Raw genomic sequence first — 11,793 nt, 5'->3', positions numbered from 1 at the left:
CGCCGGCGGGCGTCATGGTAGCTAGGCGGCACCAGCGGTAGGGGGTGGCGGCGACGCCTCCCGCCGCGCGCTCACCCGGTACCGAACCAGCCGAACGCGTCGGCAGGCGTCGTAGTCGTGCAGCCATCGCACGGAGATCATCCTTGGACGGCCGCGCAGGCAGTACGGCCGCGCAGGCAGTCAGGCGTCAGGACGGCGCGCCGGAGCGGTGCCAGCGACCACGGCGGTGTCGATTCCGACACGACGCAGTACGGTGCGCGTCTTCATGTCGTACGGGTCGCCAAAGGCGCAGCGCGTCGCGCCCAGCGCGTCGGCGAGGTGCAGTGACGCCCGCAAGCCGAGGCGGCGGACTAGCTGCTGCGCGGGCCGCAAGCGCCCGGACGGCGGACCCATGAAGGGCCGCTGGCCTGCGGAAGAGTGGGCCGCCAGGGACTCGAACCCTGAACCTATGGATTAAAAGTCCACAGCTCTGCCATTGAGCTAGCGGCCCGCGCGCTCAGGTTACCCGACCGTCTGCGCCCCGGCTGATGTCCGCCCCCGGTCTAGAGGAGCGATGCTGATCTACGCCCGCGACGATGTGGGCTAGGGCTACCGCCGTTGACGCCTTCGGCAAACTTCCGCACTACTTTGTCACCGGTATAGCTTTATCACCGATATATTGACGTCATGGCCACACCGACGCCGCTGCGGGAACCCACCTTCTTGATCCTCACTGCCTTGGCGCGGGAATCCATGCACGGCTACGGCATCATCAGCGACGTCGCGGCCCTCTCCGGGGGACGGTTGGCGCTGCGGCCTGGCACCCTCTACGGCGCACTGGACCGCCTCACCGACGAAGGGCTGGTCGAGCGGGCCCACGAGGAGGTCGTCGGGGGACGGCTGCGCCGCTACTACCGGCTCACCGAAGCCGGCCGGGCCGTGCTCACCGCCGAGACCGAACGACTACGCCGCAACGTCGACGCCGCCACGCAGCGGCTACGTGCTCGACCTGCGGGCCCCCGCACCGCCGACGGCATCTCACGCGGCCCTCTCACCATCCCCGGAACGGCCGCCCGCCCCATCCTTCGACCGACCGGAGGCCTGGCATGAACCAGCCCAACCCCGCGCAGGAACAGGCCGGGTCGCCGCTGGAGTCCCGCTACCGGCGGCTGCTGTGGGCCTACCCGGGTGACTACCAGGCTGAGCGGGGCGACGAGATCGTCGGGACGTACCTCGACACCGTCGATCCGGGGCGGCGCTGGCCGTCCCCACACGACGCCGTCGATCTGCTCGGGGCCGGGCTCCGGGAGCGACTGCGTGGGTACGGCGCTCTCGGACTGGTTGCGGCTCTCCCGCTGGCCGCGACCGCCGCGCTGAACATCCTGGTCGCGGTCTCCGCCTTCCTGCTCCTGCAGGTCGAGTTCGAAGATCCGCGTTTCGCTCGGCTGGACCCGGTTGGTCCGTTCCAGACCCTCGGCGCAGTGATCTGGCTTGGCTGGCTGCTCGTCGGCCTCGCCGCCACGGCGCTGCCCGGGGCCTGGGCTCGAACCGTCGCGGCCGGTGGTCTCCTACTGACCGTCGCCGTGCCGCCAGTGGCCGCCGTCACCGGCCAACCTGGGCCGCCGCTGTTCGTGCTGGTCCCCGCCGTCGCGCTCGGCCTGGCCACGCTTGCGCTGCCCTCCCATCCCGGTTGGGTCGCGCGTAGCCTGCCGCCGCTCACGGCCGGCTGCGTGACGGCTGCATCCGTGGCACTCAGCGCCGCCGAGAGCGGCGGGGGAATGTTCACTTCGTACGGCTCGACCCCCGAACTGCTGGCGATGGCCGGGGGGCTGATGTTCGCACTGGTCCTGCTTGTGGGCCTCGGTCGCGCCCTGCGAGCTGATGACACCGGCCTCTGGGCGACCCTGCTGCTCGCCACCCCGGCCGGCCTCTTCGGCGCCAACCAGCTCAGCCAGGCGACCTGGGGCACCAGCGGCGGCGGACCCACCCCGATGGCCTTCGCCATCACAGCCGGGTTGATCCTTGTTGTCGGCGCGGCACTGCTGGCAGCGGCCCTCGCCGGCCAGGCCGCCCGACACCAGACCGTACGTCGACGAGTGCTCGACGGCGCCTGTCCGACCTGCGGGCACCGCTCGACTGCGATGACAGGGGCCTGACTTCGGCAGGATCAGCGATGTGGCGGGGTCGGTGATTTGGGGTGGATCTAGATGGCCTCGTTCGGCGGCGCATGGGTGTGGGTCGGTGGGGAACCAGAACCGGCATGGGATCGAGCCGATTGCCGGCCGTGGCGGCCTCCGGGGAGGAGGTCGGGCGCGATGGTGTACGCCAACCGGGTGGCGAGGTGCACGCCTGGCTGCCGGGCCAGAACCAGACGGTCTGTGGCCTGGCACTGAGCCGGACCCGACTGCGTCGCTTCCCGCATGTGCGCTTCGACTACTCGGGTACCGACGTGCTCACCGAGGCGGACGCGGTGGGCTGGATCTGCCCACGCTGCCTGGCCGCCACCGCCGGTAGGCGGGGCAAGGAGAAGCACGGCTGGGTACGGGAGTCTCCTCGCCCTTGATCGACTCGGGATCCCGGAAGTCGCGGTGTTCTGTGCGCGCGGATGCCGCGACTTTCAGGAAGGCGAGTGGATCAAGCCACGAGCGCCGCAGGCCCCACGCCGCGCTGGTGGGCGGTTGAGCTGCTGCTGGGCGGGTACGGGGTCGGGCATGCGGATCGTGGTGGTGGGGGCGAGCGGCAACGTCGGTACGGCGCTGCTGCGGCGGCTGCGCCGGGAGCGGGGCGTGGAGCTGGCCGGGGTCGTTCGACGGTTGCCCGGCCCGGATGCCGGCGAGCCGTACGACCAGGTGGAGTGGCACTCCTGCGACATCGGCGCGCCGAGCGCGACCGGGCAGCTTGCCGAGGTGTTCGCGGGTGCGGACGTCGTGGTGCACCTGGCCTGGCAGATCCAGCCCAGCCACGACCAGCGGGTGCTGCGCCGGACCAACGTCGAGGGCAGCCGGGCGGTGATCAACGCGGTGGTCCAGGCCGGTGTTCCGGCCCTGGTGTACGCCTCGTCGGTCGGCACCTACGCGCCCGGCCCGAAGGATCACCCGATCAGTGAGCGTTGGCCGGCCACCGGTGTGCCCGGTTCGTCGTACAGCGAGCACAAGGCGGAGGTGGAGGCGCTGCTGGATGGGGTCGAACGGGATCAACCGTCGCTGCGGGTGGTGCGGATGCGACCCGGGCTGATCTTCCAGCGGGCTGCGGGTGCGGAGATCACGCGTTACTTCCTCGGCCCGTTGGCGCCGGTGCGGCTGCTGCGCTACGGCCGGATCCCCCTGGTGCCGACGAACCGCCGGTTGCGGATGCAGGCGGTGCACGCCGATGACGTGGCTGACGCGTACGCCCGAGCGGTGTTGGGTGATGCGCGCGGCGCCTTCAACGTCGCCGCGGACCCGGTGCTCACTCCCGAGCTGGTGGCCCGGCACTTCCACGGTTGGACGGTGCCGGTCGCCGCGCCGGTGCTGCGGGCGGCGGCGGCGCTGACCTGGCGGGCGCGGCTGCAACCGGTCGACGTGGGCTGGGTGGAGCTGGGTCTGAACGCCCCGCTGATGTCCAGCGAGCGCGCGGAGACCGAGCTGGGTTGGCAGCCCAAGATCAGTGCGCTGACGGCGCTCAAGGAACTCTTCGCCGGGATGGCCGACGGCGACCACACGCCGAGCCCGCCGATGTCCGGCGCACGGGATCTGCCCGGCCGCCCCGCCGCCCTCCTCCGCGCCCGCCCCCCAGGCGAAGGAAACCCCTACTGACCCACCCCAGCTTGTTGATCAAGAGCTTTCGGTCAGGAAACACCGCCCCGATGACCGAAACCTCTTGATCACCGGCGCGGTCGCAAGCGGGGGCAGGGGGGCGGCGGCCTGGTTAGGAGAGCTTGGAGTTGGTCAGGGTGGGGTTGCGGGCGCCCAGGAAGAAGATGCCGGGGAAGCCGCGGGTCTCGAACTTGGCGCTGGAGTTGCGGCGCAGCGTCGAGTTTTCGATCCTCATCGTGCCGGTGCGGTTGTTGCTCACGAAGAAGACAGCGCCGCCACCCTCGTTGGCAGTGTTGTTCTCGATGATCGTGCCGGCGATCCGTACGGTGAACTCGTTGCCGTCGCAGTAGATCGCGCCGCCGCTGCCGCCGCCGGGCGTACCGGACTTGGCCGGGTTGGCACCGCTGCCGATCGCCTCGTTGTTCCTGAGCAGGCTGTTCAGCACCACCCACGACACGCCGATGCTGCTCAACGCCCCTCCGTTGGAGCAGGAACCGCCGTCGAAGGTGCTGCCCACCACGTACACCGGCTTGTTCTCGTACTGGCTCAGCACCCGGACGGCCGCGCCACCCAGGTCGGGGCCGGTGCGGTCGCAGCGGTTGCGGACGAAGCGCGAGTTGACAACCTTCAGCCGCCCGCCGCGTACGAAGATCGCCCCACCGCCGCCGCCCTCGGCCTTCTCACCGGTGGAGTTGCCGTCGGCGAAGGTGAGGTTCTGCACGGTGAGCTGCGGGTGATCCTGGTTCTGGCAGTGGGAGGTGGTGAAGCCCTGGGCCTCGTCGCAGGTGTTCATGTAGAGGATGCGGCGCTGCCCCTGGCCGCTCAGCGTGACAGTGCCGCCGCCGTCGAGCACGATCTTCGGCCCGTTGGCGTTGCGGACCTTCGCGGTGGCGGCCATCTTGATCGTCACCGGGGCCGGTCCGCAGTTGAACGTGATGACACCGCCGGCCGCGACGGCCTTCACGACCGCCGCGGAGGTGCAGCTCGCCGGGGTGCCGGTGCCGATGGTCCGGGTCGGCTTCGAGGCGTCCACCGCCCGCGCCTCGGTCGGCACTGTGGCCCTGCCGTTCGGGTTGCCGGCGGCGAGCACCTTGTTGGCAGGCTTCGGGCTGGCGCTGGCCCCCGGGCCGCCGAGGCCGTCCCGCGCACCCGGCGCTTCGCTCTGACCGCCGGTCGGCAGCGCCGTCGGCGAGGCGGTCGAGCCGGCCTCGAAGGCGGGAGCCGGGTCGTTGGGCGCGCAGGCGGGCAGGGCCGCGGTGGCGACACCGAGGACGAGGAGAGCAGCAAGCGACGTCATGCGCACCCCGTGATGCTAGGAGCCGCGACGGCGTCGCGACGAATCCGCCGGGCCGGCTTAATGCACCGCTAAGCCACGCCCGCCGCCCGCCTGCTGCGGCGCGGTGGGGCCCCGGCGGCAAATCGGGCTCAGAAGTCGGCGAAGAGGTACGGCACCCGGCGGGGGAAGAGGCCGCGCAGCTCCGTGGCGGCGTCCACCGGCACCTCACCCAGACCGCGTAGCGGCAGCTCGGCTGGGTCCAGCACCCCGTACGCGAGGGCGGAGAGCCCGGCGGCGGTGAGCGTGGCGGTCGGCGCGCGGCCGGTGGTGTCGTCGACCAACTCCAGCGCGCCGGTCGTGCCGTCGAGCAGGTGGGTGCCAGCCAACCAGCGGTCCCCGGTCAGCGCGATCCGCACCCGGCCCGGGCCGGCGGGCAGCCCGCTCAACGCGTCCAGCGACAGCAGCCGGGCCATCGGCGCGGACGAACCCGGCACGGCCGTACGGGCCTCGACGTGCACGTCCAGGTCGGTCAGCCACAGCTCGGGCAACTCGTCCGGCGGAACCTGGACGGTGACCCGCTCGATCTGGTCGACGTGCCGGGCGAAGAACTGCAACAGCAGCGCCCGCGCGAGCGGGTCGGTGACCAGCAGTTCGTTGCCGTGCAGCGTGCCGCCGTGCTCGTCGATCCGGTACGTCACCGCGCCGGTGACCTCCCCGCCGACCCGGGCGGTGAGCAGCCAGTACTCGTCACGGTCACGCATTCCGATCGCCCGGTAGTCCGGGAAGATCGCGAAGCCGTGTCTTTCCTGGAGGTTGCGCTCGGTGAACGCCCGCCACGCCGGATAGCCGGCGGCGACGCGTTCCCAGCCGACCTCGCCGGGCAGGTCCACCCGGAGCAGCGAACCCAGGTTGGCCGGAGTGAAGGTGACCCGGCGCGGCTTGGGCAGCCCGACGTAGCCGAACCGGGCGTAGAAGCTGGGCCGGAACGGATAGAGCGCGCTGAGCGGGTGGCCCTCGTCGCGCATCTCGTCGAGGAGTTGGTGCAGCAACGTCCGGACGTGCCCCTGCCGGCGGGCCAGCGGATGGGTCGCCACCCCGGCGACACCGGCCATCGGCAGCACCACCCCGCGCAGGTTCTGTCGCATCGGGATGGCCGAGACGGCGGCCAACGTGGTGCCGTCCTCCTCGGCGATCAGCGTCCGGTTGCCCTGGTTGTAGGGCAGGTAGTCGCGGAACTCCGCAGTCCGGGCAGCGCTGAGCGGCGAGGACTCGAAGGCGTACGCGGCCAGCGGGAAGCTGGTGGTGAGACGGTCGTCGTCGGTCACCCGGCGGATGGTCATTCGCCCATCTCAACCCGCCGCGCGAGTCGCAGCAACCGGATTGGCCCGATCCGCGGCCGGCACGGCGGTCAGCCGACCGGCAGGTGCCGCAGGTGGCGACGGCGGCGCAGGCGGACGCTGGCCACCGCGGCCACGCCCAGGGCCAGCAGGGCGGTGACGACGAGCCCGTGCAGCAGGCCGCGGGAGAGGTAGCCCTGGTCGGTGTTGTCGACTGTCCAGGTGGCGATCTCCCGGCTCGACCAGAACGGCGTCAACCTCGCCCCGGACCCGGCCGGGTCGATCAGCATCTGCACCGTCACCACTGTCAGCAGCAGCAGCGTGCCCTCCAACTCGCGGGGCAGCAGCGCACCGATCAGCATCCCGAAGGGCGCCGCCACCGCGACGGAACAGAGCAGCGCCGCCGCGAGGCCGCCGTACCGCAGGTCCGCGCCGTCGATAATCGGGAGCAGGAAGAAGGGTACGGAGATGACCAGCCCCACCGTCCACAGGCCGAGCATCCGACCGAGATAGAGATGGTGTGGACGGTAGCCGGCCAGCCGCAGCCGCGGCTCCAACTCACGGGCCGCGGTCGTGGCGAACAGCGCGGCGGTGCTCACCGCCCACCCCACGCCGAGCAGCAGCGAGCGAACCGACTGCCCGAGGTAGGCGTCCCGCCGGATCAGGTAGAAGGTCAACGGCATCAACAACAACAGCAGGAGTACGCCCCGACGCCGCAGCAGCTCCCGCAGGGTCATCTCGGCGACGGTGACGAGCCGGTTCACGGGCGACCTCCCTGGATGCCGGGCGCGTGCCACCCGGTCTCGTGTGCCGGGGTCAGGTCGAGCACGATGTCCACCCGGTCGAGTTGGTTGAGCAGGTGGGTCACCACGACGATGGCCGTGCCGGCGTCGCGCAACCTGCTGAGCTGGTCCCAGAAGTTGACGTACGTGCCCTGGTCGAAGCCCTGGTACGGCTCGTCGAGCAGCAGCACGTCGGGGGCGCTGAGCGTGGACATGGTCAGGTTGAGCTTCTGTCGGGTGCCGCCGGACAGGTGGCGGGCCTGCACATCGCCGCCCGCTTCCCAGCCGAGCTGCCGGGCCGCCGCCCGACCGGCGCGGCGGGCCGGGCCCCGGGCCACACCCTGACCGGCGCCGACCAGCACGAAGTGCTCGTCGGCGAGCAGGAAGTCGGCGGTGCCGCCGGACTGCGGGCAGTAGCCGAGCCGCCCGGAGACGGTCACCTCGCCGGCGTCCGGTGACATGAGGCCGGCGCAGATCCGGAGGAAGGTGCTCTTGCCGCAGCCGTTCGCGCCGACGACGGCCGCGATCTGTCCGGCCCGGACGGTCAGCGTGGCGTCGCGCAGCACGGTTCGTCGCCCGTACCTCTTGGTGATGCCCGCCGCGTGCAGCCGGACCGGCCCGGGGCGCGGTCCGGGCGCGGTGCCGATGCTCTCCACGACCGCGCCCGCGTACTGCTGGGGTGGGCCGAAGACGACCCAGGGGTCGCCGCCGCCCTCGCGTAGGTGCGTGGCGGCCTCGGCGACCACGTGCCGTGCGGCGTCCGCCGCGACCCGGCGCTGGTGCAGCTCGGCTGTGAGCGTACGCAGCCAATCGTCGGCGTTCACCGGGTGACCCCCTTCGTGACGATGTCGTTCACCGGCTGGACGAAGGTGAGCCAGGCGCTGCCGCCGGCGCGGAGCGCCGCGTGCCCGTCGTCGGTGAGCCGGTAGTACTTACGGGCCGGCCCGGCGTTGCCCTCCCGCCACTGCGCGGTCACCAGGCCGGTCTTCTGTAGGCGCAGCAGCACGGGATAGAGCGTGCCGCCCTGGATCGGCCCGACGCCCGCCGCGTCGAGCGCCTGGGCGAGCTGGTAGCCGTAGGACTCGCCTTTGGACAGCAGGGCCAGGACGCAGATGTCGAGCACCCCCCGCAGCCACTGCCCGCGCCGGTCGGAATCCACGCGTGGGACAGTAGCGGCGCAAGCTAGATGGCACAACCACCTACTGTGGCAGCGGAACCCAAACCAGTCGGTTCGGGTGAGCCGCCGAGTGAGCCCTACGGGTCAGCGGGCGACGACGTCGGAGACCACGACCGTGACGTTGTCCGGCGCGCCGGCGTGGTGGGCCAGCTTCACCAACTGCTCGCCGCACTGCTGGCGGTCGGCGTACATGCCCAGGGCCGCGGCGATGGCCTCGTCCTCGACGTAGTCGGAGAGCCCGTCGCTGCACAGCAGCAGCCGGTCACCAGGGACCACGGTGAGCACCCCGACCGCGGGTGGGGTGTCGGCGCCCTGCACGGCCCGGGTCACCAGGGACCGCTGCGGGTGGTGGCGGGCCTGCTCGGGAGAGAGGGTGCCCTGATCGACAAGCGCCTGCACGAACGTGTCGTCCCGGGTGAGCTGGGTCAGCTCCCCCTCGCGCAGCAGGTAGCAGCGGGAGTCGCCCACCTGGGCCAGCACCAGCGTCTCCCCGGCCAGCAGCGCCGCGGTGAGCGTCGTACCCATGCCGTCCCGGCTCGGGTCGACGGTGATGGCGGCGTGGATGCGCTGGTTGGCGGTGCTGACCACGGCACGCAGCGCGTCGGCGGCGCCGTCGGGGTCGGTGGGCGGAGCCAGCTCGTCCAGGATCCGGATCACGATCTCGCTCGCCACCTCGCCCGCAGGCAGCCCACCCATGCCGTCGGCGACGGCGATCAGGCGGTCACCGGCGAGGGCGGAGTCCTCGTTGTTGGTGCGCACCAAGCCGATGTCGTTGAGGATGACCGAGCGGAGGATCAGCGTCATGGGGTCAAGCTTGCCAAGAACAACCCGCATTCGTCTCTACGCCTCCTACCTAGGTCGAGAAATGATTGCGATTTTCGTCGACGGGGCCGACGGTCCGTGACCGATCGGCGGGGTCTCAGCGACGCGGATAGCACAGGAGCAGGCTCGCGGCGACCTCCTCGTCACCCACCGCCGCGTAGCTGTGTGGCACGTCCGACACCCAGCGGAGGTGACCGCCGGCCGGGGCGGTCAGCGGTGCGTCGGCCGGCCCGGCGCGCAGCACCCCGGCGAACACGGTGACGTGCTCGGTGACCCCCGACGCGTGGGCGGGGGAGAGCTGGGTGACGCCGGGCGCGACCCGCATCCGGTACAGCTCGTAGGTCGCGTCGGTGTCGGTGAACACCTCCAGCAGGGTGGCGGTGACCGCGGTGCCGTGCACGGTGGGCTCGGCCGCCGGTTCGGCCAGCAGGGCGGTGAACGGTACGCCGAGCTGCGCGGTGACCGCCCAGAGCGTCTCCAGGGTCGGGTTGCGGGTGCCGTGTTCCAGGCCGGAGAGGGTGGCCTTTCCGACACCGGCGAGCCGGGCGAGTGTGGACAGCGAGATCCCCTGCTCCTCGCGCAGGGCGCGGACCCGGCGCCCGACGACGGCGGGATCCACGTCGAGGCCCGGGCGGGCTGGTGGTGAGTGCGGCACCCGGCTATCGTGCTACACGCTTCCGTTCCGTAAACGGAACAGTCGGGAGGGTGGGGTGGCCGGACGCGTGCAACCGGTGCTGGCGGGGGTGGTGACCGCGCTGGTGGGCTTCGCCAGTTCGTTCACCGTCGTGCTGGCCGGGCTCCGAGCGGCGGGCGCGTCGGACGCACAGGCCGCCTCCGGCCTGCTCGCTCTCTGCGTGGCGAGTGGGTTCGTCGCCGTCTGGCTGGGCTGGCGGTACCGGATACCGATGAGCGCGGCCTGGTCCACTCCGGGCGCGGCGCTGCTGGTGGCGACCGGGTCGCCACCGGGCGGATGGCCGGTAGCGGTGGGCGCCTTCCTCGTCTCCGGCTTGCTGATCGTCGCGGCCGGGTTGTTCCCGCCGCTCGGCCGTGCGGTGGCCGCCATCCCCAAGCCGGTGGCCGGCGCGATGCTCGCCGGGGTGCTGCTGCCGCTGTGCACCGCCCCGGTCCGCGCGCTGGTCGAGCTGCCGGTGGTGGCCGGATCGGTGGTGGTCGGTTGGCTGCTGCTGCACCGGTTCGCCCGACGCTGGGCGGTGCCCGGTGCGCTGGTGGTGGCCGTGGCGGCGATCGCACTGACCGCACCGCCGACCGGCCTGACCGGTGCCGCGCTGATCCCGTCGGTCACGCTCACCGCGCCGGCCTGGAACGCGTCCGCACTGGTCGGGTTGGCCCTGCCGCTGTTCCTGGTCACCATGGCCGCGCAGAACGTACCCGGCATGGCGGTGCTGGTCGGCTACGGCTACCGGCCGCCGTTCGGCGCCGCGCTGCGGACCACCGGCCTGGCCAGTCTGCTCGCCGCCCCGGCCGGCGGGCACGCGGTGAACCTCGCGGCGATCACCGCCGCGCTGGCCGCCGGCCCCGACGCGCACCCCGACCCGGAGCGCCGATGGATCGCCTCGGTCACCGCGGGCGCTGGGCTGGCCGTGCTCGGCCTGGGCGCCGGCGTGGCCACCACGCTGGTGGCGGCCGCCCCACCGATCCTCATCGAGGCGGTCGCCGGGCTGGCGCTACTGGGCGCCCTCGCCACCGCGCTCGCCTCGGCGGTGACCGACCCGGCGACCCGGGAGGCCGCCGTGGTCACCTTCGTGGTCACCGCGTCCGGGGTGACGCTGATCGGCGTGGGCGGCGCGTTCTGGGGCCTGGTCGCGGGCTGCCTGATGCTGCTGCTCTTCCATCGCCGCCAGCCCGCCGCGCCCGACCAACCCGCCCTCACCACGCCGGATCAGCCGGCCGCGCCGGACCAGCCGGCCCCCGCCGCGCAGGGAAGATCCACTCGGGTTTCATGAAGTCGGGCGGTCCCGAGGCTCCGGATGCCCCGATTTCCGTGAACCCGAGTCGATCAGGGCGGTGGGGGTCACTCCTCGGGCGGCAGGTCGGCCACCCCTACGGCCAGGAGGACCCGGCCGTCGGCCACTGACCCGATCCGGTCGGCCGGTACGTAGACCGCGCCGGTGCGGGTCAGGTCGGTCGAGACCTTCAGATAGCCGCTGTGCAGCAGCCGCGCCGCCAGGTCGGCCGGGACGTCCGGTTCCTCGACCGCAGTCGCCTCGATCAGCTCGTCCAGGCTGCTGCCCGGGTCGGCGGTCGGTGTCTGGACGGTCACCGCGTTCGGGTCACCCCGCTGGACGAGGTCCACGGTGCCGACCTCGGTGCCAGCTGAGTCGATCACCGGCATCCCGGTGGTGATCCGCGAGATTGTCGCCTGCTGCTCGTCCTGCTGGTCCATCCCGCTGCGGTTCCCGGGGCGGCGCGCCGCTAAACGCCGCCGCCTGTCCGCCCGACGCTCAGCAACTGCGGCAGCGGCCTGGAGGCGACAGGTCCGGAGGCGGTGGCCCGGAGAGCGCTATGACTCTGAGGCATATTTATGGGTCTTGTGTTGGATGTGTGGGTCGGTGGTGGTCATCGGTGGGGTAGTTGGGGTCGGTGGCCGCCGAGGCTGAGCATGGCT

General features: G+C 72.1%; 12 protein-coding genes, 1 tRNA gene and 1 pseudogene. 5 read left to right on the top strand and 9 right to left on the bottom strand.

Features of this window, described 5'->3' with window-relative positions:
- Nucleotides 1–418: 418 nt before the first annotated feature.
- Nucleotides 419–490, bottom strand: a tRNA-Lys gene (locus tag FB453_RS31530).
- A gap of 176 nt (nucleotides 491–666) precedes the next feature.
- Between FB453_RS31530 and FB453_RS31525 the strand changes: the two are divergent.
- The 4 genes and pseudogenes from FB453_RS31525 to FB453_RS31510 form a co-directional block, all read left to right on the top strand.
- Nucleotides 667–1,020 (top strand): annotated as a pseudogene (locus FB453_RS31525) (PadR family transcriptional regulator); the annotation flags it as partial.
- A 65-nt stretch (nucleotides 1,021–1,085) separates the two neighbouring features.
- Nucleotides 1,086–2,135, top strand: a complete 1,050-nt coding sequence (locus FB453_RS31520; RefSeq protein WP_145796133.1) for a GlsB/YeaQ/YmgE family stress response membrane protein — start codon at nucleotides 1,086–1,088, stop codon at nucleotides 2,133–2,135.
- Between the two features lie 104 nt (nucleotides 2,136–2,239).
- Complete coding sequence (locus FB453_RS31515; RefSeq protein ID WP_124861128.1) at nucleotides 2,240–2,542, top strand: hypothetical protein; 303 nt, start codon at nucleotides 2,240–2,242, stop codon at nucleotides 2,540–2,542.
- Nucleotides 2,543–2,690: 148 nt separating this feature from the next.
- A complete protein-coding gene (locus FB453_RS31510) occupies nucleotides 2,691–3,773 on the top strand; it encodes an NAD-dependent epimerase/dehydratase family protein (protein ID WP_145796131.1) in 1,083 nt (360 codons plus the stop codon).
- Nucleotides 3,774–3,885: 112 nt separating this feature from the next.
- Here the strand turns inward: FB453_RS31510 and FB453_RS31505 are convergent, their stop codons facing one another.
- From FB453_RS31505 to FB453_RS31475, 7 genes are all read right to left on the bottom strand, one after another.
- Nucleotides 3,886–5,070 (bottom strand): hypothetical protein, encoded by a 1,185-nt coding sequence (locus FB453_RS31505; protein ID WP_145796251.1) that lies wholly within the window; start codon nucleotides 5,068–5,070, stop codon nucleotides 3,886–3,888.
- A 128-nt stretch (nucleotides 5,071–5,198) separates the two neighbouring features.
- Nucleotides 5,199–6,389 (bottom strand): GNAT family N-acetyltransferase, encoded by a 1,191-nt coding sequence (locus FB453_RS31500; protein WP_145796130.1) that lies wholly within the window; start codon nucleotides 6,387–6,389, stop codon nucleotides 5,199–5,201.
- A 68-nt stretch (nucleotides 6,390–6,457) separates the two neighbouring features.
- On the bottom strand, nucleotides 6,458–7,150 hold the full coding sequence (locus tag FB453_RS31495) for a hypothetical protein (RefSeq protein WP_112586327.1): 693 nt from the start codon (nucleotides 7,148–7,150) through the stop codon (nucleotides 6,458–6,460).
- Entirely contained in the window at nucleotides 7,147–7,992 is an 846-nt protein-coding gene (locus FB453_RS31490) for an ABC transporter ATP-binding protein (protein WP_112698798.1), read from the bottom strand. The genes FB453_RS31495 and FB453_RS31490 overlap by 4 nt, the downstream gene beginning before the upstream one ends.
- Nucleotides 7,989–8,327, bottom strand: a complete 339-nt coding sequence (locus FB453_RS31485; protein WP_112586330.1) for a PadR family transcriptional regulator — start codon at nucleotides 8,325–8,327, stop codon at nucleotides 7,989–7,991. The genes FB453_RS31490 and FB453_RS31485 overlap by 4 nt, the downstream gene beginning before the upstream one ends.
- Nucleotides 8,328–8,429: 102 nt before the next feature.
- The gene (locus tag FB453_RS31480; protein ID WP_112586332.1) at nucleotides 8,430–9,149 is read right to left on the bottom strand and encodes a PP2C family protein-serine/threonine phosphatase; all 720 of its coding nucleotides are present in this window, start codon (nucleotides 9,147–9,149) and stop codon (nucleotides 8,430–8,432) included.
- Between the two features lie 115 nt (nucleotides 9,150–9,264).
- Entirely contained in the window at nucleotides 9,265–9,822 is a 558-nt protein-coding gene (locus FB453_RS31475; protein ID WP_486480554.1) for a helix-turn-helix domain-containing protein, read from the bottom strand.
- A gap of 55 nt (nucleotides 9,823–9,877) precedes the next feature.
- Here FB453_RS31475 and FB453_RS31470 point away from each other — a divergent pair, with 55 nt between their 5' ends.
- Nucleotides 9,878–11,131: a benzoate/H(+) symporter BenE family transporter gene (locus FB453_RS31470; protein WP_145796127.1), complete on the top strand. Its 1,254-nt coding sequence runs from the start codon at nucleotides 9,878–9,880 to the stop codon at nucleotides 11,129–11,131.
- A 68-nt stretch (nucleotides 11,132–11,199) separates the two neighbouring features.
- On the opposite strand, the gene FB453_RS31465 is transcribed toward FB453_RS31470, so the two are convergent.
- Nucleotides 11,200–11,571, bottom strand: coding sequence for a hypothetical protein (locus FB453_RS31465; RefSeq protein ID WP_091395802.1), 372 nt, complete (start codon nucleotides 11,569–11,571; stop codon nucleotides 11,200–11,202).
- Between the last annotated feature and the right edge of the window lie 222 nt (nucleotides 11,572–11,793).

Source organism: Micromonospora sp. CNZ322 (assembly GCF_007827755.1).
Note: the sequence above shows the minus strand (reverse complement) of the source record. Positions and strands in the feature narration are given on the sequence as shown.